The 19,826-nt window shown below is 69.0% G+C and carries 17 protein-coding genes, 1 tRNA gene and 1 pseudogene; 9 read left to right on the top strand and 10 right to left on the bottom strand.

What is annotated here, in order from left to right:
• Window positions 1-25 precede the first annotated feature (25 nt).
• Complete coding sequence (locus ESO89_RS02980; protein ID WP_128904198.1) at window positions 26-544, bottom strand: DUF4442 domain-containing protein; 519 nt, start codon at window positions 542-544, stop codon at window positions 26-28.
• Window positions 545-792: 248 nt separating this feature from the next.
• Here ESO89_RS02980 and ncsA point away from each other — a divergent pair, with 248 nt between their 5' ends.
• On the top strand, window positions 793-1,773 hold the full coding sequence (ncsA, locus tag ESO89_RS02975; protein ID WP_128904197.1) for a tRNA 2-thiolation protein NcsA: 981 nt from the start codon (window positions 793-795) through the stop codon (window positions 1,771-1,773).
• Window positions 1,774-1,890: 117 nt separating this feature from the next.
• Here ncsA and ftsZ read toward each other — a convergent pair whose 3' ends face one another.
• The 3 genes from ftsZ to ESO89_RS02960 form a co-directional block, all read right to left on the bottom strand.
• The gene (gene ftsZ / locus ESO89_RS02970) at window positions 1,891-3,111 is read right to left on the bottom strand and encodes a cell division protein FtsZ (protein WP_128904196.1); all 1,221 of its coding nucleotides are present in this window, start codon (window positions 3,109-3,111) and stop codon (window positions 1,891-1,893) included.
• Between the two features lie 4 nt (window positions 3,112-3,115).
• Window positions 3,116-3,295 carry a ribbon-helix-helix domain-containing protein gene (locus ESO89_RS02965; protein ID WP_004595187.1) on the bottom strand — a complete coding sequence of 60 codons (180 nt, stop codon included), beginning with the start codon at window positions 3,293-3,295 and terminating at the stop codon, window positions 3,116-3,118.
• Window positions 3,296-3,511: 216 nt separating this feature from the next.
• A complete protein-coding gene (locus ESO89_RS02960; RefSeq protein ID WP_128904195.1) occupies window positions 3,512-4,123 on the bottom strand; it encodes a zinc ribbon domain-containing protein in 612 nt (203 codons plus the stop codon).
• A 172-nt stretch (window positions 4,124-4,295) separates the two neighbouring features.
• On the opposite strand from ESO89_RS02960, the gene ESO89_RS02955 reads away from it, so the two are divergent.
• The 5 genes and pseudogenes from ESO89_RS02955 to pyrE all read left to right on the top strand — a co-directional run bounded on the left by ESO89_RS02955 (window position 4,296) and on the right by pyrE (window position 10,793).
• On the top strand, window positions 4,296-4,763 hold the full coding sequence (locus tag ESO89_RS02955) for a DUF7518 family protein (RefSeq protein WP_128904194.1): 468 nt from the start codon (window positions 4,296-4,298) through the stop codon (window positions 4,761-4,763).
• A gap of 24 nt (window positions 4,764-4,787) precedes the next feature.
• Window positions 4,788-8,375 (top strand): chromosome segregation protein SMC, encoded by a 3,588-nt coding sequence (gene smc, locus ESO89_RS02950; RefSeq protein ID WP_128904193.1) that lies wholly within the window; start codon window positions 4,788-4,790, stop codon window positions 8,373-8,375.
• Complete coding sequence (locus ESO89_RS02945) at window positions 8,368-9,336, top strand: segregation and condensation protein A (protein WP_128904192.1); 969 nt, start codon at window positions 8,368-8,370, stop codon at window positions 9,334-9,336. The genes smc and ESO89_RS02945 overlap by 8 nt, the downstream gene beginning before the upstream one ends.
• A 55-nt stretch (window positions 9,337-9,391) precedes the next feature.
• Window positions 9,392-10,219 (top strand): annotated as a pseudogene (locus ESO89_RS02940) (glycosyltransferase family 2 protein); the annotation flags it as partial.
• A 25-nt stretch (window positions 10,220-10,244) separates the two neighbouring features.
• Complete coding sequence (gene pyrE / locus ESO89_RS02935) at window positions 10,245-10,793, top strand: orotate phosphoribosyltransferase (protein ID WP_206731715.1); 549 nt, start codon at window positions 10,245-10,247, stop codon at window positions 10,791-10,793.
• A 17-nt stretch (window positions 10,794-10,810) separates the two neighbouring features.
• Here the strand turns inward: pyrE and ESO89_RS02930 are convergent, their stop codons facing one another.
• Entirely contained in the window at window positions 10,811-11,773 is a 963-nt protein-coding gene (locus tag ESO89_RS02930; protein ID WP_128904190.1) for an AAA family ATPase, read from the bottom strand.
• A gap of 148 nt (window positions 11,774-11,921) precedes the next feature.
• Here ESO89_RS02930 and ESO89_RS02925 point away from each other — a divergent pair.
• Window positions 11,922-12,006: transfer RNA gene (locus tag ESO89_RS02925), tRNA-Ser, on the top strand.
• A gap of 104 nt (window positions 12,007-12,110) precedes the next feature.
• The gene (locus ESO89_RS02920; RefSeq protein WP_128904189.1) at window positions 12,111-12,485 is read left to right on the top strand and encodes a group I truncated hemoglobin; all 375 of its coding nucleotides are present in this window, start codon (window positions 12,111-12,113) and stop codon (window positions 12,483-12,485) included.
• A 14-nt stretch (window positions 12,486-12,499) separates the two neighbouring features.
• Here the strand turns inward: ESO89_RS02920 and ESO89_RS02915 are convergent, their stop codons facing one another.
• Window positions 12,500-12,811 carry a hypothetical protein gene (locus ESO89_RS02915; protein WP_128904188.1) on the bottom strand — a complete coding sequence of 104 codons (312 nt, stop codon included), beginning with the start codon at window positions 12,809-12,811 and terminating at the stop codon, window positions 12,500-12,502.
• A 73-nt stretch (window positions 12,812-12,884) separates the two neighbouring features.
• On the bottom strand, window positions 12,885-14,435 hold the full coding sequence (locus ESO89_RS02910) for a (R)-citramalate synthase (protein ID WP_206731714.1): 1,551 nt from the start codon (window positions 14,433-14,435) through the stop codon (window positions 12,885-12,887).
• A gap of 295 nt (window positions 14,436-14,730) precedes the next feature.
• Between ESO89_RS02910 and ESO89_RS02905 the strand changes: the two genes are divergently transcribed.
• On the top strand, window positions 14,731-15,219 hold the full coding sequence (locus ESO89_RS02905; protein WP_128904186.1) for a cupin domain-containing protein: 489 nt from the start codon (window positions 14,731-14,733) through the stop codon (window positions 15,217-15,219).
• 6 nt (window positions 15,220-15,225) lie between these two features.
• On the opposite strand, the gene ESO89_RS02900 is transcribed toward ESO89_RS02905, so the two are convergent.
• From ESO89_RS02900 to ppsA, 3 genes are all read right to left on the bottom strand, one after another.
• Window positions 15,226-15,888, bottom strand: coding sequence for a hypothetical protein (locus ESO89_RS02900; protein WP_128904185.1), 663 nt, complete (start codon window positions 15,886-15,888; stop codon window positions 15,226-15,228).
• Window positions 15,889-16,156: 268 nt separating this feature from the next.
• Complete coding sequence (mfnA, locus tag ESO89_RS02895) at window positions 16,157-17,224, bottom strand: tyrosine decarboxylase MfnA (RefSeq protein WP_128904184.1); 1,068 nt, start codon at window positions 17,222-17,224, stop codon at window positions 16,157-16,159.
• An 88-nt stretch (window positions 17,225-17,312) separates the two neighbouring features.
• Window positions 17,313-19,649 (bottom strand): phosphoenolpyruvate synthase, encoded by a 2,337-nt coding sequence (ppsA, locus tag ESO89_RS02890; protein WP_128904183.1) that lies wholly within the window; start codon window positions 19,647-19,649, stop codon window positions 17,313-17,315.
• Between the last annotated feature and the right edge of the window lie 177 nt (window positions 19,650-19,826).

The raw sequence follows: 19,826 nt of genomic DNA, 5'->3' as shown, positions 1-19,826 counted from the left end.
CGATTCGACTCACCGACCCCGTCGATCACTCGTCGCGGCGGACGTACAGCGTCTTCTCGCAGGCGGCGTGGACCGTCCCGCCGTCGTCGACCAGCGAGACGAGGTACCGCCGGTCGGTCGACTCGCCCGGACCCAGTTCCTTGCGGAGCGTTTCGATATCGTCGTCAGTAAACTCGAACTCCGCGTACAGCGTGTCGCGGCCGGGTTCGAGGAACTCGATCGCGGCCGACTTGTCCCAGACGGTGAACCCGTCGCCGAGCGCCCGGCGGAGCATCGTCATGTGGACCGGGTCGATCGCGCCGTAGAGGCTCCCGCCGAAGGTCGTGCCGACCGCGTTACGCGTCCGCCAGTTGAACGGGACCCGGATGCGGACGTACCGCCAGTCCGCCGCGATGTGGTCGACCCGGGCGCCGGTGCCGCGGTAGGCGGGCAGGAGGTTGAACCCGCGGCGCCACAGCCGGGTGCGGAGGCTCTCCGCCGGCGGGTCCTCGCGGAGGGGGCGCGGGTCGGGGTCGCGGTCGACGCCGGTCGGAGAGTCGGTCACGTCCGAGGGAGACGGCCCCCCGGGCAAACCCGTGTCGGAACCGCCGACAACGCGCGGGCGGTTGTCGATGCTCAGACGGGTACTGACACCGACTGGGGCTTTGGAGCTGTTCTCGTCCACGATCGAGTATCGCCGATCGACTGGGGGTTCGACGACGTCCGCGCTCGATACGGACGAATTCGGTCACACGGGTACGTCCTCGTCGCGGCCCGAAACGGGTATCCCCGCGCGTCCGCAACCCGACACCGATGGAGTGTGACAGGTGCGGCGACGACGCGATCCACCACGCCGCCTACTCCGGGGCGCACCTCTGTGGCGACCACCTCCGCCGGTCGGTCGAGAAGCGCGTGAAACGCCGCATCCGCGAGGACACCCTCCTCGATCCGGACGCGACGCCGGACGACCCCGACCGATGGGTGATCGGCCTCTCGGGCGGGAAAGACAGCGTCGCGCTGACGCAGATCTTAGACGACGTGTTCGGCAAGGACCCCCGCGTCGAGATGCTGGCCCTGACGATCCACGAGGGGATCGAGGGGTACCGCGACGAGAGCCTCGACGCCTGCGTGGAACTCGCCGAGGATCTCTCGCTCCGCCACGAGGTCGTCTCCTACGACGAGGAGTTCGACGTACAGATGGACGACGTGGTCGAGAGCGACCCGGAAAACATGGCCGCCTGCGCGTACTGCGGCGTGTTCCGGCGCGACCTCCTCGAAGAATACGCCGCCGAGTTCGACGCCGACAAGCTGCTCACCGGCCACAACCTCGACGACGAGGCCCAGACGGCGATGATGAACTTCCTCGAAGGCGACGTGCGACAGGTGGCGAAACACTTCGACGCCTCGCTCGGCCCCTTCGACGAGCGCGAGGGGACCGACGCGTTCGTCCCGCGCGCCAAGCCGCTGCGGGACGTGCCCGAAAAGGAGATCGCCTTGTACTGTCACGTCCGCGACCTCCCGACCCACATGGCGGAGTGCCCGCACTCCTCGGAGGCGTACCGCGGCGAGATCCAGTCGACGATCCACGAGTTAGAGGAGAACCACCCCGGCGCCCGCCACTCGATCATGGCCGGCTACGAGGAGCTGTCCGCGCTCGCCGCCGAGACGTACCGCGAGGGCGGCGATGCCGCCAACGACTCGCCCGACCTCGGCGAGTGCGAGCGTTGCGGGTCGAAGACGAGCCGCGACGTCTGCCGGAAGTGCCGGCTGCTCGACTCGATCGAGGCGACGTAGCTCGGCGGACGGGAAGGTCGAACGGGTCGGTCGGACGCGAAAAAACCGCGGTCAGCAGATCGATGCGGTGACGGCGGGGACGCCGGGTCGACGGGACCGAACCGGTCGAGTCCGGCGTCAGCGGATGACGTCGAGGCCGTTGTTCTTCTCGGTCGGCTCGCTGCCGCCGTCTGACTCCCACGCGCCTTGGTCGGTGCCGCCCGAGACCGCCGCGTTGCCGGCGGTACCGTTCGTCTCGGCCGCGCGCGAACGCGAGTCGCCGAGGTCGTCGCCGTCGACCGCGGCGCGGGACTTGTCGGCCTGCTTCTGGGTCGAGGGGCCGAGCACCTGCGCGCTCTGGACGCCGGTCATGATCGCCATGACGCGGACCTTCCCCTTGTACTCGTCCTGGATGCGGGCGCCCCAGATCACGTTGGCGCTCGCCTCCAGCCGCTCGGTGATGTTGTTCGCGATGCCCTCGGCCTCTTTGAGCGTGAGGTCCGGACCGCCCGTGATGTGGACGAGCCCGCCGCTCGCGCCGCGGTAGTCGACGTCCAAGAGCGGGTGGTTCATCGCGTCGTTGACCACCTCTTGGGTCTTATTCTTGTCCTGGGTCTCGCCGACGAGCATGACGGCCACGCCGCCCTGGTTCATGATGGTGGACATGTCGGCGTAGTCGAGGTTGATGAGGCTCGGCTGGGTGATCGTCTCGGAGATCCCCTTGACCGTCTCCGCGATGATCTGATCCATCACGGAGAACGCCTTCCCGATCGGCAGGTTCGGGACGTAGTCGAGCAGTCGGTTGTTGTCGAGAACGATGATCGAGTCGGCCTCGTTGCGGAGGGTTTCGAGCCCCTCCTCAGCTTTCACCGTTCGGGCGCGCTCGACGTTGAACGGCGTCGAAACCATTCCGACGACGATGGCGCCCTGATCTTTGGCGATCTTCGAGACGACCGGCGCCGCGCCGGTGCCGGTGCCGCCGCCCATCCCGGCGGTGACGAAGACGAGGTCGGCGTCGCCGAGCACCTCCTTGATCGTCCCCTGGGCCATCTCGGTCGCCCGCTCGCCCATCTTGGGGTCGCCGCCGGCGCCGAGCCCCTGCGTGAGCGACTTGCCCACGAGGATCTTGGTGTCGGCCTCGACCATCTTGAGGTGTTGTTTGTCCGTGTTGATCGCGACGGTGTCGGCGCCGTCGACGCCGATGTTGTACAGCCGGTTGACCGTGTTGTTGCCGGCGCCGCCGGCACCGACGATGACGATTCGGGGGTCCCCGAACTCGTCGTCGTCCATGTCGACGGAGTCCATGTCGCGCTTCTCCGCTTCCGCGTTGTCGAGGGCGTCCTGAACGAGATCCTGCATCGGTTTACACCTTCGCCCAGTTGCGGTTGCGGCCGCGCTCGTCGCGCTCGCCGTCCTGTTCGTTCAGCATGTCGCGAACGGCCGACCGGATCGCCTCGCTCCGGTTCGGGAACTCGCCCGTCTCGACCATCTGTTCCACCTCGTCGATCTGCTGTTTCGGGATTCGTAGTGTCACACGCTCCATTGGTATTCCCCCGGTAAGACGGCGATCACACGGCGCGTGTGTCTTACAGCGACGGATCGCCCGAGAACGAGGGGTCACCCCGACTCGGACGGCCGCTGTAAGACGGCCGTCTTACGCAGTTGAATTCACCGAGGCCACCGTTATAAATCTACCGGCGGGTGTAAGACAATACGTGAAAACGCCGCAACATCGGCGTATACGCGACATAAACGCCAATCAAGGGTCCTGTAGTACGTCGGCAGCGGGGGTCCGGCGTCCGCAACCGGGACAGAACGCCCAATCGGTCCGGAGCTCGTCGCCGCACTCGCAGAACGCTCGGTGGGACTGCTTTTCGCCGCAGTTCGGGCAGTAAACGTGGTCAGACGGGACGTTTTCTCCGCATCCGCCACAGGCGTTTTCGCGCGTTTGCACGTCCGGATCGGCGGGCGTCTTACGCGTCTGCGCGTCGGCGTCCGCCGTCGTCTCACGCGTCACACTCACGTCGTCCTCGTCGACGCCCGGTGCGTCGAGCGTGACGTTTACGTTGATCTCGCCGGCGTTTCCGGGCGTTTGCGCCGCCGGTGGCGCCGCCGAGGACGCCGGGCGGTCGCCGAGTCGCTCGTCCAACGCGGCGTCGATCCGATCGGCGATGAGGTCGTCGATCCGATCGGCCAGCGCGTCGTCGACGGTCGCGTTCGACGCCGCCGCGTCGCCGCCGGCTCCGTCGTCGTCGAGCGCGCCGTCGAGGTGGGTCCGGAGGGCATTCCGCATCACCTCGCTTTTGGAGGCGTCACACGCTTCCAGCCGCTCGACGAGGTCGTCGTCGGCCCGGAAGGTGATCTTGCTCATACCGGACCGGTATCAACCCCCACTACAAGTATCTTCTCCTCGTGTCCGACGATCGACAGACACTCATCAGTTTTGTGAAGCGTTTGTCCCCGATGACCTCCGGATACCGTGTGACACGCACACACATGTCTGACGCAGATTTATACGGCCCGCGTGGGCATACGTGTGTATAATGAGTAACCGCGTGGAGGACCTCGAACGACAGGTCGCGGAGCTACAGGCGGCGGTCAACGGGCTCACCGAGGAGCTCGTCGAGATGAAAGAGCGCGTCCGACAGGTGGAAGACGCCCAAGAGGTATCCGTCGCGGCCGACGCCGCCGGGTCGGCGAAGGTACAAGAGGAAGCGGAGTCGGCGGAGTCGGCGGAGGCGGCCGCCGAGGAGCCCGAGGCGACCGGCGGCGAGCGCCGGACCCACTCCGACGACCACGTCGAGGTCGTCGAGCGGACCGACGACGGCCCCGCGGCCGGCGAGGGCGCCGAGGCGGCGGACGGGGACGCGGACGCGACCGAGGACGGCGGGGACGTGATCGTCCCCGAGCAGGAGGCGACGACGCCCGACGCCGAGGCCGCCGAGGCCGAGGGGTCGGACGCCGACGGAGAGGGCGACGAGGAGTCCGACAGCGACATCATCGTCGCGTAACCCGCCGCTCACCCTCCCGCGCACATGCACATCACAGAAGTGGTCTTAGACGGGTTCAAGAGCTTCGGACGCACGACGAGGATTCCCTTTTACGACGACTTCACGGTCGTCACCGGGCCGAACGGCTCCGGCAAGTCGAACATCATCGACGGGGTCCTCTTCGCGCTCGGGCTGGCCCGCACTCGCGGGATCAGAGCGAAGAAGCTCACGGACCTGATCTACAACCCCGGTCACGACGGCGGCGAGGGATCTGACGGCCCGAACGAGGCGTCGGTGACGGTGGTGTTGTCCAACGAGGACGGCACCCTCGACCGCTCGCAGGTCGTCTCCGCCGCCGGCACGGAGAACGTCGGCGACGTCTCCGAGATCACGATCAAGCGGCGCGTCAAGGAGACCGAGGACAACTACTACTCGTACTACTACCTCAACGGGCGGTCGGTGAACCTCTCCGACGTGCAGGATCTGCTCGCGGCCGCCGGCGTCACGCCGGAGGGGTACAACGTCGTGATGCAGGGCGACGTGACCGAGATCATCAACATGACCCCCTACCAGCGCCGGGGGATCATCGACGAGATCGCGGGCGTCGCCGAGTTCGACGAGAAGAAGGAGGCCGCCTACGAGGAGTTAGAGACCGTCGAGGACCGGATCGAGGAGGCCGACCTCCGGATCGGCGAGAAGCGGGACCGGCTCGATCAGCTGGCCGACGAGCGCGAGACCGCCCTCCAGTATCAGGAGTACCGCGACGAGCTCGAGGAGTACCGCGGCTTCCTCAAGGCCTCCGAGCTGGAGGAGAAGCGCGAGACGCTCGCGGGCGTCGAAGACGATATCGACGACGCCGAGGCCGAGCTCGAGGATCTCCGCGCTGAGCTCGACGCGAGACAGGGGAGGCTCACGCGGCTGGAGGAGGACCTGGCCGACCTCAATCACGAGATCGAGACCAAAGGCGAGGACGAGCAGATCGAGATCCGCTCGGAGATCGAGGAGGTGAAAGGCGAGATCTCGCGGCTGGAGGACAGGATCGAGGCCGCCGAGGAGCGCGCCGCGGAGGCCGAGACCGAGCGCCGCGACGCGTTCGTCCAAATCGACCGCAAGGAGGAGACGATCGAGGAGCTCAAATCCGAGATCCGCGAGGTGAAAGTCGAGAAGGCCTCGGTGAAATCGGAGATCGCCACGAAGCGCTCCGAGCTCGCCGACGTGGAGGCCGAGATCGAGGGCGCCGACACCGAGTTCGACGAGCTGAAGGCCGAGCTTTCGGAGAAGAAGGAGTCGATCGAGTCGCTGCGCGAGGAGAAAAACGAGCTGCAACGCGAGAAGGACCGCCTGCTCGACGAGGCCCGCCGGCGCTCGAACGCGGTGAGCGAGGCGCGGACCGACTTGGAGGAGGCCCGCGAGTCGCTCCCCGAGCACAAAGCGCGAATCTCCGAGCTACACAGCGAGCTCGACAAGGCCCGGAAGAACGAGGAGACGATCGAGGACGCGGTCGCCGACCTGTTCGCGGAGAAGGCCGAGAAGAGCGAACGGCTGGAGGCGATCGAGGAGAATCTCCGCGAGAAGCAGAACGAGTACGCGAAGCTGGAGGCCGCCGCCGACGAGCGCGGCGACGCCTCGTGGCCCCGCGCGGTGACCGAGGTGAAGAACGGCGGGATCGACGGCGTCCACGGCGCGGTCGGCGAGCTCGGCTCCGTCGAGGCCGAGTACGCCGAGGCGTGTGAGACGGCTGCCGGCGGGCGGCTCGCCAACGTCGTCGTCGACGACGACGGCGTGGGTTCGACGTGCATCGACTACCTCAAGCGGCGAAACGCGGGTCGGGCGACGTTCCTCCCGATCACGGAGATGGACGACCGGAGTCTCCCGCGGAAGCCCTCGGTGCCGGGCGTCGTCGACTTCGCGCGCAATCTCGTCGAGTACGGCAGCGAGTACGAGTCGATCTTCTCGTACGTGCTCGGCTCCACGCTGGTCGTCGAGGACATGGACACCGCCCGCGACCTGATGGGCGACTACCGGATGGTGACGCTCGACGGCGACCTCGTCGAGAAGTCCGGCGCGATGACCGGCGGGTCGGGCGGCGGCTCCCGGTACGCGTTCACGAAGTCCGGCGGCGGGAAGCTCGAACGGCTCGCGACCGAGATCTCGGATCTGGAGGACGAGCGGCAGGCGCTACAGGCCGAGATCGACGAGCTGGAAGCCGACATCGACGACGCCCGTGACCGGAAGGCCGACGCGGCCGAGCGCGTCCGGTCGCTGGAGGCCGACGTCGAGCGCGCCGAAGACGAGTTGGCGGACGCCGAAGAGCGCATCGGCGAGCTGGAGACCGAACTCGAAGAGCTCGAGGCGGAACGCGAGTCGGTCGACGCGGAGATGAGCGAGCTCGACGCTGAGATCGACGGGCTGAACGCGGAGATCGACGAGCTGGACGCCGAGATCGACGATATCGAGGCGGAGCTGGCCGACTCGAAGATCCCGGAGCTCTCGGAGCGCGCCGACGAGATCCGCGGGGAGATATCGGACCTCGAAGACCGGATGGGGTCGCTCGACGGGCGGCAAAACGAGCTCGAACTGGAGAAGGGGTACGCCGAGGACGCGGTCGACGACCTCCACGACACCGTCGAGACGGCGCAGAACCGGAAGGCCGAGGCCGAGGAGGCGATCGCCGAGCACGAGGCCGAGATCGACGAGAGAGAGGAGACGCTGGCGGCGAAACGCGAGGCGATCGCGGAGCTCGAAGCGGAGCTGACGGAGCTGAAGGCCGACCGCGAGGACCTCCGTGATGAGATCGCCGAGGCGACCCGCGAGCGCGACGAGCAGCGCTCGCTCGTCTCGGAGGCGGAGTCCGACCTAGAGGACCTCACCGACCGCCGCGACCGGCTGGCGTGGGAGATCGACGAGCTGGAGTCGCAGGTCGGCGAGTACGACGCCGACGAGATCCCCGACCTCGACGAGGTGGAGTCGCGGATCGAGGAGCTGGAGGCCGAAATGGAGGCGCTCGAACCCGTCAACATGCTCGCGATCGACGAGTACGACGAGGTCGAGGAGGCGCTGGACACGCTCCAGGAGCGCCGCGACGTGCTCGTCGAGGAGCGCGACGCGATCGAGGAGCGCATCGAGGGGTACGAGGCCGAGAAGAAGCGGACGTTCATGGAGACGTTCGAGTCGATCAACGACCACTTCGAGGAGATCTTCGCGCGTCTCTCGGCCGGCAGCGGCGAGCTCCTCTTGGAGGACCCCGAAGAGCCCTTCGAGGAGGGGCTGACGATGAAGGCCCAGCCCGCCGACAAGCCGGTCCAGCGGCTCGACGCGATGAGCGGCGGGGAGAAGTCGCTGACCGCGCTCTCCTTTATCTTCGCGATCCAGCGGCACAACCCCGCGCCGTTCTACGCGCTCGACGAGATCGACGCGTTCCTCGACGCGGTCAACGCCGAGCGCGTCGGCGAGATGATCGAGGAGCTGGCCGAGGAGGCCCAGTTCGTCGTCGTCGGCCACCGCTCGGCGCTGCTGGAGCGCTCCGACCGCGCCATCGGCGTCACGATGCAGGGCGACAACCTCTCGGCGGTGACGGGGATGCAGTTCGGCGACGACGGGGACGGCGACGAGGAGGTGACCGCGGATGACTGAGCCGCCGGAGTCTGCAGGGGGCGTCCCGAATCTCGACCTGACGAGCGAGCGCGACAGCGGGCCGCGGGACGGGTCGCTTCCGGAGACGCCCGGAGCGGACGAGCCGACCGCGAGCGACGCGGGTCGGAGCGCTAGGGACGGCGAGGGCGACGAGGTGCCCGGAGAAGACGAGAAGGTCGAACCCGTCGAGCTCCTCGTCCAACTCGCCGAGGAGGGAGAGATCGAGCCGTGGGACATCGACATCGTGCAGGTGACCGACGCGTTCTTGGAGAAGCTCGACGAGACGGACCTCCGGACGACCGGGCGCGCGCTGTTCTACGCCAGCGTCCTGCTCCGGATGAAAAGCGACGGGATGTTGGCCGACGACGACGACGACGAGGAGCCCGAGCCGGAGCCGTGGGAGGTCGCGATGGAGGGCGGCGCGCCCGACCCCGCCGACGGCGACTTCGACCCGATCGACGAGCTGGAGGCCGAGATGGACCGCCGGCTCGACCGGAAGAACACCCGGGGCTCGCCGGAGACGCTCGACGAGCTGGTCCGGGAGCTCCGCGAGGCCGAGCGCGGCTCGTGGTGGAAGGATTCCCGCGAGTACGACACCTCGGAGTCGCCGCACGGCCACGCCCGCGGCACCCAGACGCTCGACTACCACGCCGGCGACGAGTTCCGGCGCGACGGCGAGCCGACCGCGAGCGAGGCGACCGACCGAACCCACGACGAGGACATCGAGGAGGTGATCGTGGAGATCGACAACGCCCTCCGGACCCACTTCGACCGCGGGCGCACGGAGGTGCTGTTCGCCGAGATCGAGACCGCCGGCGGACGGCCCTTCATGACGTACCTCGCGCTGCTGTTCATGGCCCACCGCGGCTCGGTCAGGCTCCAGCAGAACGACCTGTTCGGTGACCTGTGGGTGAAGGACCCGGCAGCGATGACCGGGGAGTCCGAAGCGATCGCGGACTGAATCGACGCCGCGACGGGTCGGGATTTTCATATCGATTTCGAAACACGAACGGGTCGTGATCGAGTTCGCCACGAGCGATCCCACCTCGGCTGCCGTCGTCGCCGCGCCGTGGATCGCGTTGGTGCTGTACGGGTTCTCGGCGCTGTGGTGGCTGTTCGAGGCGGCGGTGCTCGCTCGGGACGGGCGTGTCGACCCCGAGGACGTGGAGTGGGGGTACGACGAGGTCCAGGTCCGGATACTCACCATCGATTCGGAGGCCGTGGTGCAGGCGACGGTGGATTCGGTGCCGGACGGGCTCGACGACGTGCGCGTGATCGCGGAAGCGCCGATGGAGATAGACGGGGCCTCGGTCAACGTCGTGCCCGACGCGTTCGAGTGCGAGGCGACGAACAGGGGGCGGACGGTCGAGTGGGCGCGGCGCAACGTCCCCTGTCACCGCGAGTACGTACTCTACCTCGACGAGGACACGATCATGGCGGGGTTCGAGGGACTTCCGGACGCCGACGTGGTGCAGTTCACGGAGAAGTCGCTGTACACCGGCTCGCGGATCGCGTACCTCAGCGAGGTGTTCCGAGTCGGCTACCAGTACGAACAGTTCGCGTTCCACCGGCTCGGGTATCCCCTCTACGCGTGGGGCGGCAGCGTCGCGGTCCGCCACTCACTCAAGGACGCGATCACATGGGACACGGCGACGATCACCGAGGACACGAACTTCATCTGGCGAGCCGCCGACCAGATGGGCGTCTCCTTCGCCGTGCTCGACGTGCGGTTCCGCAACCAGGCGCCGCCGTCGCTGCACGCGATGGCGAAGCAGCGTCGGCGCTGGATCTCCGGGACCCGCGCCGACGGCGGCCTGCTCCCGCTCGCGTTCCGACCCGTTTATGGTCGCCGACGCGCCCTATCTCGGTATGACCGACGACGAGCGACGGAGCGAGCTGATCGCCGCGCTGCGGGCGGCCGACGCCGTCAAATTTGGCGAGTTCGAGCTCTCGCACGGCGGGACGAGCGACTACTACGTCGACAAGTACCTCTTCGAGACCGACCCGGACGCGCTCCGGCTCGTGAGCGAGGCGTTCGCCGACCGCCTCGCCGGCACGGACGCGAAGCTCGCGGGCGTCGCGCTGGGCGCGGTCCCGCTCGTGGCCGTGACGGCCGCCGAGATGGGCCGCCCGTACGTCATCGCGCGCAAGCAGGCGAAGGAGTACGGCACGGGCAACCGCATCGAGGGCCGGCTCGACGAGGGCGAGGAGGTCGTCGTGTTGGAGGACATCGCCACGACCGGGCAGTCAGCGGTCGACGCCGTCGAGGCGCTCCGCGAGGCGGGCGCGACGGTGAACCGCGTGCTCGTCGTCGTCGACCGCGAGGAAGGTGCGACGGAGCTGTTGGCCGAACACGACGTCGAACTGGAGTCGCTGCTCACGGCGACCGGGCTGCTGGCGGAGCGGGACGCGGAGTAGTCCGGTTGCTCGGCGAATCACGCCTCCGCCGCGTCCACCGTCGGCACCGCGATCCGGTCGAGCACGTCGGCGATCACGTCGCGCTTGTCGGCGTCGTTGACGGCGGCGTCCGGGGTCAACACGAGCCGGTGCGCGAGCGCCGGCTCCGCGACGCGTTTCACGTCGTCGGGCGTGACGAACTCCCGGTCTGCGACGACCGCGGCGGCCCGCGCCGTCTCGAAGAGCCGCTGGGTGCCGCGGGGAGAGACCCCGACATCGACGCGTCGGTCCTCCCGAGTCGCGCGGGCGACCGACGCCATGTACCCCAGCACGTCGTCGTCGACGCGGACCGCCTCCGGGACCTCACGGAGGTCCGAGACGGCGTCCGGGTCGAGCACGCGCTCGACCGTCGGCGCCTGCGCGACGCGGCCCGCCCGCCGGCGGAGCAGTTCGACCTCCCCCTCGTCGTCGGGGTAGCCGATCGAGGTCTTGATGGCGAACCGGTCGAGTTGGGCCTCCGGGAGCGGGAACGCGCCCTCGCTCTCGACCGGGTTCTGCGTCGCGATGACGTAGAAGGGGTTCGGGAGGTCGTGGGTTTCACCGTCGACGGTCACCTGTCCCTCCTCCATCGCCTCCAGCAGGGCGGCCTGCGTCTTCGGGGGCGCGCGGTTGATCTCGTCGGCGAGCACGACGTTCGCGAAGATCGGTCCCGGTGAAAAGGAGAAGGAGCCGTCGCGCTCGTCGAACACGTTGGTCCCGGTCACGTCGCTCGGGAGGAGGTCGGGCGTGAACTGGACCCGCGAGAACTCCAAGCCGAGCGCGGCCGCGAACGAGCGCGCGGAGAGTGTCTTTCCGGTGCCGGGCACGTCCTCTAAGAGGACGTGACCGCGGGCGAGGATGCCGAGCGTGACGCGGTTGAGGAACTCGCGGTCGGCCACGACCGCGCCGCCGACCTCGTCGACGACGCGGACGCAGGCGTCGGCCGCTTCGGGGACGTCCATACCGGTACCACGCGATCCCTCCCGAAAAGCGTTGTCGGCCGGCCGCCGCCGAACGACCGGGACGGTCACCCCACGAAGCCGCCACGATCCCACCGTCGCCGTCGACGATCGAAACGCATAACAGCGGAACCGGCCAACCGAAGAGTGAGCCGAGGTAGCCTAGCCTGGCCAAGGCGGTAGATTCGAAATCTACTGTCCATTCGGACACCGGAGTTCAAATCTCCGCCTCGGCGCTTCTTTCGAACGCTCGACGGGTAGCCGTCGGACCCGAACGTGAGTCGCGCTGAACTCGACCCGTCGGCAGAAAATCCATACGTCGCGGTCGTGACCGGATCGTATGTCCGATGCGACGCTGTACGACCGCCTCGGCGGCGAGCAGGCGGTCGGTGCGGTCGTCGACGAGTTCTACGATTGCGTCCTCGATGACGAGCGGGTGGCCCACCACTTCGACGACGTGGATATGGCGGCGCAGCGAACCCACCAGACGACGTTCCTGAGCGCGGTCGCCGGTGGCCCGATAGAGTACGAGGGCGACGACATGGAGACGGCCCACGAGGAACTAGGGATTACCGACGCGGAGTTCGACGCGATCGCGACCCATCTCGACGACGCCCTCAGGGAGTCCGACGTCGACGACGCGGACCGAAAGGCGGTGCTGGAGGCCGTGGAGGGCGTGGAGGGGTTCCGCGGCGACATCGTCGAAGAGCAGTAGCCGGCCGCCGAGCGTTACGGCTCCCCGCCCAGCGACTCCTGTTCGGGTGCGGCGTCGCCGCGGAGCCGCCGCCGACGCTTGTCGTAGGCGGCCTCGAGCTTCGCGTTGGTCGCCCGCGAGACCAGATAGAGGTCTGCGTCGTCGCCGTCGCGGGGATGCGCGCTCGCGACCCAGACGTGGCCGTCTCCCGTCGAGAGGTCGTCGGCCCAGCGCTCGGCGGCCGCGCGGCTCTCGAACGCGTGGCGGGAGCCGTCCTCGAAGACGAGCCGCCCCACCTTCGCGTTGCGCTTTCGGGCGGAGGGTTTCACCGCGACGACGACGCTCACGGACGCCGTTCGGGCGGCCTCGCTTAAAAACCCCGTCAGACGACGGCGTGCCACCCGCTCCGTCGGCCCGCCTTTAGTCGTCGGCGAGCGAGGCCGCGTCCGGCGACGACCCGCCCTCGGCGGCGGCCGAGAGCAGACGGTCGAGCCCGTCGACCATCCCGACGACGCTGGCACGGGTGATGTCGGCGTCGGTCGCGGAGACGCTCACGGACCGGTCGCCCCGCGAGAGGTCGACCTCGACGGTGACGACGGCGTCGGTCCCGCCCGTGATCGCGTCGACGTGGTAAGAGTCGAGCTCGAAGGAGACGCCCTCGCCGGCGGCCTCGCCCGCCAGCGCGGCCCGGACCGCCTCCAATCCGGCGTCAACGGGGCCTGACCCGGTGCCGGAGGCGACGCGCTCGTCGTCGCCGACGCGAAGTCGGACCGATGCCGTCGGGAGGTTCCCGCCGGAGGTGGCCGACAGGTCGACGAGCTCGACGTGCCGGTCGCGCTCGCGGCCCTGTACGTCCTCGGTGATCGCGAGCAGGTCGGCGTCGGTGACCCGCTTTCCGCGGTCGCCGAGCTCCTTCACGCGGCTCACGACCTCGCTCAGCTCGTTGTCGTCGACGGCCACGTCGTGCTCGGCGAGGGCCGCCTTAACCCCCGCCCGCCCGGCGTGTTTCCCGAGGACGAGCCGTCGCTCCCGCCCCACCGACTCGGGTGGGTACGGCTCGTACATCGTCCCGTCCTTCAGCGTCCCGTCGGTGTGGATGCCCGACTCGTGGGCGAAGGCGTTGGCGCCGCAGACCGCCTTGTTCGGCGGGAGGGCGACGCCGGTCGCGTCGCTCACGGTCCGGCAAAGCCGGTAGAGTCGCTCCAGCTCGACGGTGTCGACGTCGTACGACCGGTCGAGCGCGATGGCGACCTCCTCCAAGGCGACGTTTCCGGCGCGCTCGCCGACGCCCATGACGGTCCCGTGAACCATGTCGGCGCCCGCCTTCAGGCCGGCGTGGACGTTCGCCACGCCGAAGCCGAGGTCGTCGTGGGTGTGGAGGCTCGTGGGGCCGCGGTCGGCGAGCCGGGAGACGACCGCCGCGGTGCGCTCCGGGTCGGCCGCGCCGACGGTGTCGCAGTAGCAGATCCGGTCGGCGCCGGCGTCGAGGCCGGCCCCGAGCAGGCGTTCGAGGTAGTCGAGGTCGGCGCGGGAGCCGTCCTCGCCGAGCACCTCGACCCACAGCCCGTGGTCTTTGGCGTACTCGACGAGTTCGACTGTCGTCTCGACCACGTCGTCGCGGGTCGAGTCGACCTTCGTCTCGACGTGTTTGTCCGACGCGGGGACGACGAGGTTGATCCCGTCGACGCCGCAGTCGAGCGCGTGGTCGACGTCCCGCTTCACGCCGCGGGCGAAGCTCGTCACGGTCGCGTCGAGCCCCTCGTCGGCCACCCGGCGGATCGCCTCGCGTTCGCCCTCCGAGGTGCACGCCGACCCGGCCTCGATCAGGTGCATCCCGGCCGCGTCGAGCTCGCGGGCGACGTCGACCTTCTCGGCCGGCGTCAGCGAGACGGCCGGCATCTGCTCGCCGTCGCGCAGGGTGGTGTCCAACAGCTGTACCTCGTCGAGTGTGGTGAGTTGTGTTCGGGTCAAAAGGGGGTCCGTCGGCTGGTCAGTGGGTTCGGGGCCGGTACCGCCGCGGGGCGGTCGCGCCCCGGTGTCGCTATCGTCGGAGAATTTCGCGGCCAGCCGCCGCGAGGCGACTTCCTCTATCCTCCGAACGATCACGATCGTCTCGTGTCATTCGTATCCGTGCCGATGAGTCACACACGGATAAGTCGTCGGGTCGCGACAGCTTTGGCCGGGCCGGCGACCCCGGCGCGCTCGCCGGCGCCGTCAGGAACGCGGCCGGGGACACGGTTATACGGCCGCCCTCGGACGGATCGATATGCGAAAAACCGCGATCGACGACGTCGACATCGTCACGAATCCGATGGGGGTCCACGACGTGCGAAAGCCGGTCTCACGGGACCTCGGCACCGACCACGTCGCGATGAACTACTTCGAGCTCGCCCCGGGAGACGCGTTCTCCGGCGGGCTCCACACCCACGGCGACCAAGAGGAGGTGTTCTACGTGCTCTCGGGGACCGCCACCTTCGAGGTGGGCCGGGAGCGCGAGCGGGTCGACGTGGAGGCCGGCGAGCTGATCCGGTTCGCGCCGGGGGAGTTCCAGTCCGGCTTCGTGCGCGAGGACGCAGAGGAGGAGGTCGTCGCGTGGGCGTTCGGCGCCCCCGGCGCCCGCCACGACTGGGACCAGATCGAGTCGCTGATCGAGTGCCGCGAGTGCGGCGAAGAACTCCCGCACGCGACCGAGCTGACCGACGAGGGGCGGTTCCGGTTCACCTGTTTCGAGTGCGGAACCTCCTTCTCGCCGTAGGCAGAGCTAGCCCAGCAGCGACCGGAACGACCGCCGCCCGGTGCCGCACCGGTCGCGGTAGTCGCAGGCGGAACACCGGTCGTCGTCGACGCGGGACGGCGGGCCGTCGATCGCGCGGGCGGCCCGAAGCGCTCGCCGATAGGCGGCCTTCTTCCGGGTCGTGAGCCGGACCTCGCGGACGGTCCCGACGCTCGGGTACTCAACGAGCGCGCGCGGCACCTCGCGTTCGCGCTCCCACGCGACCGCCTTGGCGACGGCGACGGCCTTGACCGCCTGCGGCTCCCAGACCCCGTTCTCCGGCGGTTCGCCCGGGGAGACGACCGTGGGGGTCGGCGGATCGGCGTCCGACTCGCCCGCGAGCACCTTGTGGACCGTCCCGTGACAGTCCTTTCCGGATCGGAAGGCGCGCTCGTGTTCGGGGTCGGCGAGCCGGTCATAGTCGTCGCGGTTTCGGAGCCGCGAGAGGTTTCGACGATACGCTGCCGGAGACCGGCGGATCGGGAGCCGCCGGAGCGTCGCGTCCGGGGCGTCGACGAGCGTCGGGTACCGAAAGGCGAGGTCGATCCGAGACTGCGCGTCGCCGGGAACGTCTCGGTCGTCGTCGCGTCGCGCGTAGTAGAGCTGTCGCGGGCAGTAGGCGGCGCGGGCGAGGTCGCTGAAGGGAGTCACAGGAGTGTTGGCGGCGGTTCGGGTGAAAAAGATCGGGGAGTAGCGAGGCTTCGCTGTCGCCGCATCGCTTTCACGACACCGGCCGCGGTGGCGGTCCCTACCCCTTATTCCGGATGCCGGAACTACCCGTTCCGTGACCTGACGCCCGTCCCGGCGCGGTCGAGGCGGCCGCGCGGCGAGCCGCCCGGGATCGACGACCGCCGCCTGTTCGCCATTCAGACCGCTTCGCTACGCGGTTTCCCGCCAGCTACTGCAACGTCCTCGCCGATCACTCCCGGATTCGATCGAGGTCCGCCACGAACGCCCGGAGCCCCTCCCGAGTTACGTGGGGCATACAGACGACACGCAGCTCGCCGTTACCCGTCCGCGAGACCTTCCAGCCCGCCCCTCGAAGCGCGTCGAACTCGGACTCGGGGAGCGCCGCGGCGACGAGCGGGAGCTCCGGCTCGACCACGTCGTATCCGCGCTCTCCGAGCGCCCTCGCGAGCCAGTCGGCGTTGGCGGTCGCGCGCTCGACCGCGTCGCGGTAGCCGTCCGGCCACAGCGCCTCCATCGCGGCCACGGCTCCGGCGACGCCCGCACCGCTCCGCGTTCCCGTCAGCGTCGCCTGCGACCGCGTCTCCAGGTAGGGCGTGTCGACCGCGAGCGCGTCCAGCGCCGCGTCGTCGCGGGCGAGGAGCCCGCCGGCCGGCACCGCCGCCTGCCCGAACTTGTGCGGGTCGATCGTCAGCGTGTCGACGGCGGCGTCGCCGAACGACCACTCAGCGTCGGTGAAGGGGAGCACGAACCCGCCCCACGCCGCGTCGACGTGCATCCGCGCGCCCGCTTCGTGTGCGATTTGGGCGAGCTCCGGGATCGGGTCGACCCGACCGTACTCCGTGCTCCCGGCGACCCCGACGACCAGCGCGGTCGCGTCGTCGACGGCGGCCGCGACGGCGTCGGTCCGGGTCCGGAAGTCGTCGTCGAGAGGCACTGTCCGGAGCTCCACGTCGAGCAGCTCCGCGGCCTTGTGAAACGAGAAGTGGCCGCTCTCGGGGACCACGACGTTCACGTCGCTCGCGTCGTGGCGGTTCCGCGCGGACCGGACCGCCTGCACGTTCGCCTCCGTGCCGCCGGCGGTGACGTACCCCGCGGCGTCGGTCGGCGTCGGGTGGTCCGCCAGCGTCGCGAGGAGTTCGACCGCGCGCTCCTCCAGCGACGCGACCGCCTCGTACGTGGCCGGGTCGCCCGGGTTCGTCGCGAGGAATCGCTCGGCCGCTTCCCGGGCCGCTGGATGTGGCTCGGTGCACATCGAGGAAAGCACCCGGTCGAACGACTGCGGCTCGGGCTGCTGCATTCGACCGAACGTTGCCGCGGAGGGCCTTACCCGTTCCGCTCCGGGCTCTCCGGAAGCCTCGGCCGGACGAGCGGCTCCTGCGGCCGCGTCAGCGAACCGAGTCGAGGAGGAGCCGCTGTTCGGTCCGCTTCACCTCGTGTTGCACGTCCCGCACCGCGTCGATGTTCGCCGAGATCGAGGAGACGCCCGCCTCGACGAGGAACTCGACCATCTCCGGTTTCGATCCCGCCTGTCCGCAGATGCTGGTGTCGACGCCCAGCTCTCGGCACGTCTCGATCGTGTCGCCGATGAGCTGTAACACCGCCGGGTGAAGCTCGTCGAACCGGTCGGCGACGTGCTCGTTGTTGCGATCGACCGCCAGCGTGTACTGCGTGAGGTCGTTCGTCCCGAAGGAGGCGAAGTCGATCCCCGCGGCCGCCAGCTCCTCGATCTGCAGCGCGCTCGCCGGCGTCTCGATCATCACGCCCCACCGGTGCGTGTCGGGATCGATACCGGACTCGCGCATGTGCCCTTTGATCCCCTCGATGTCGCTCGCGTCGTTGACCAGCGGGAACATCACCTCCAGGTTGTCGTACCCCATCTCGTAGAGCCGGGCGAACGCCGCCAGCTCCTGTCGAAACGGCTCGGGCTTATCGAGGCTCCGGCGGATTCCGCGCCAGCCGAGCATCGGGTTGTGTTCGGCCGGCTCGCCCTCGCCGCCCTCGAGCTCTCGGAACTCGTCGGTCGGGGCGTCGATAGTCCGGACCCTAACCGGCCGGGGGTAGAACTCGTCGGCGACCCGCCGGACGCCCTCGATGAGTTCGTCCTGATACGCGCGGGCCCCGTGGTCGGCGATGTACTTCTCGGGAGTTTTCCCGAGCGACAACACCATGTGTTCGATCCGGAGCAGGCCGACGCCGTCGGCACCCGTCGCCGCGGCCCGTTCGGCCGCCTCGGGGATCGAGACGTTCACTTTCACCTCCGTCGCCGTCATCGGCTTGACGGGGGTTTCCGGCCGCGCGGCCTCGACCGGCTCGAACTCCTCGCCGGACTCGGCGTCCTCGTCCGCGCCGGCGCGGACCGTTCCCTTGTCGCCGTCGAGCGTGACGCTCTGTCCGTCGTTCAGGAGCCGAGTCCCGTTTCCGGTGCCGACGACCGCGGGGACGCCGAGCTCACGCGAGATGATCGCGGCGTGGCTCGTCATGCCGCCCTCGTCCGTGACGATCCCAGCGGCGCGTTTCATCGCGGGAACCATGTCCGGCATCGTCATCTCGGTGACCATCACGTCGCCCTCCTGTACTTGGTCGAGATGGTCGAGCTTGTGAACGATCCGGACGGTCCCGGAGACGACGCCCGGACTGGCGCCGAGCCCGTCGACGAGCACGTCGGCGTCGTCGTCCGCGGCGCCGCGGTCGCCCGCGCCGTTAGGGGCCGAACCGCCGCCGGTACCGGCGGCGTTCTCTTCGGGTTCGCCCTCGTCGGCGCCCCCCTCGCCTTCCTGAATCGTCGTGATCGGACGGGACTGCAGCATGTAGATCTCCCCGTCGTATATCGCCCACTCCACGTCCTGTGGCGTCCCGTAGTGGTCCTCGACGCGCTCGCCGAGGGCGACGAGCTCCTCGATCTCCGCGTCCGAGAGCACCCGGCTGTTCCGGCGGTCGTCGTCGACGTCCAGCGTGACGGTCTCGCCCGTCTCCGCGTCCTTGACCATCTCCACCTTCTTGTCCGCGACGGTCACTTCGTCGACGGCGCCTCGATCGCGGTCGTACACGTAGTTGTCCGGCGAGACTGTGCCGGAGACGACCGCCTCGCCGAGTCCCCACGCGGCCTCGATCGTGATCTGCGGGTCGCCGGTCGAGGGGTGGCTGGTGAACATCACGCCGGACTTCTCGGCGTCGACCATCCGCTGGACGACGACCGCGATGTCGACATCGGCGTGCGGGAATCCCCGCTGCTGCCGGTAGTAGATCGCCCGCTGGGTGAAAAGCGACGCCCAGCACTCCTTCACCCGGCGGATCAGATCCTGTTCGCGGACGTTGAGGAAGGTCTCCTGCTGGCCGGCGAAAGAGGAGTCGGGGAGGTCCTCGGCGGTCGCCGACGAGCGCACCGCGACGAACGCCTCCTCGCCGTCGTCGCCCATCGCCCGGTACCGGTCGACGATCTCCTCGCGGACGTCGTCGGGGAGCGGCGTCTCTACGATTAGCTCCGCCGCCGTCTCCTCGGCCTCACGGAGCGCGGCGGAGTCCTCTGGGTCGACATCGACCGCGGCGAACAGCTCCTCGTCGATCCCCGCCTCCTCGATGAAGGTGCGGTACGTGTCTGCCGTGACCGTGAACCCCGGCGGAACCGGGAGCCCCGCCCCGATGAGTTCACCGAGCGAAGCCGCCTTTCCGCCGACGGTCCCGACATCGTCGGCATCGACATCCTCGAGCCAGAGTACTGCCATTCGTGTGCTCAGACGATCCGAGAGCCGACCTATGAAGCTTCCGCAATGCGCAACTGTGAATAAAAGATTACTCGGCGGCGAGTAATCGGACGTGGCGACCCATCGCGGGGGGACGCGGGGATGAGGGCCGAAAACGCGAGCGGGCGAGAGACGAACCTGCGATCGGTTCGCATCGAA

It is taken from the genome of Halorubrum amylolyticum (assembly GCF_004114995.1).
Classification (GTDB): Archaea; Halobacteriota; Halobacteria; order Halobacteriales; family Haloferacaceae; genus Halorubrum; species Halorubrum amylolyticum.
This window is presented reverse-complemented; position numbering and strand designations above follow the sequence as displayed.

Bases quoted from the DNA above. Each gene is read 5' to 3' on its own strand.
- ncsA (WP_128904197.1), top strand. From the start codon at position 793: ATGGAGTGTGACAGGTGCGGCGACGACGCGATCCACCACGCCGCCTAC.
- ftsZ (WP_128904196.1), bottom strand. From the start codon at position 3,111: ATGCAGGATCTCGTTCAGGACGCCCTCGACAACGCGGAAGCGGAGAAG.
- ESO89_RS02965 (WP_004595187.1), bottom strand. From the start codon at position 3,295: ATGGAGCGTGTGACACTACGAATCCCGAAACAGCAGATCGACGAGGTG.
- ESO89_RS02960 (WP_128904195.1), bottom strand. From the start codon at position 4,123: ATGAGCAAGATCACCTTCCGGGCCGACGACGACCTCGTCGAGCGGCTG.
- ESO89_RS02955 (WP_128904194.1), top strand. From the start codon at position 4,296: ATGAGTAACCGCGTGGAGGACCTCGAACGACAGGTCGCGGAGCTACAG.
- smc (WP_128904193.1), top strand. From the start codon at position 4,788: ATGCACATCACAGAAGTGGTCTTAGACGGGTTCAAGAGCTTCGGACGC.
- ESO89_RS02945 (WP_128904192.1), top strand. From the start codon at position 8,368: ATGACTGAGCCGCCGGAGTCTGCAGGGGGCGTCCCGAATCTCGACCTG.
- pyrE (WP_206731715.1), top strand. From the start codon at position 10,245: ATGACCGACGACGAGCGACGGAGCGAGCTGATCGCCGCGCTGCGGGCG.
- ESO89_RS02930 (WP_128904190.1), bottom strand. From the start codon at position 11,773: ATGGACGTCCCCGAAGCGGCCGACGCCTGCGTCCGCGTCGTCGACGAG.
- ESO89_RS02920 (WP_128904189.1), top strand. From the start codon at position 12,111: ATGTCCGATGCGACGCTGTACGACCGCCTCGGCGGCGAGCAGGCGGTC.
- ESO89_RS02905 (WP_128904186.1), top strand. From the start codon at position 14,731: ATGCGAAAAACCGCGATCGACGACGTCGACATCGTCACGAATCCGATG.
- mfnA (WP_128904184.1), bottom strand. From the start codon at position 17,224: ATGCAGCAGCCCGAGCCGCAGTCGTTCGACCGGGTGCTTTCCTCGATG.
- ppsA (WP_128904183.1), bottom strand. From the start codon at position 19,649: ATGGCAGTACTCTGGCTCGAGGATGTCGATGCCGACGATGTCGGGACC.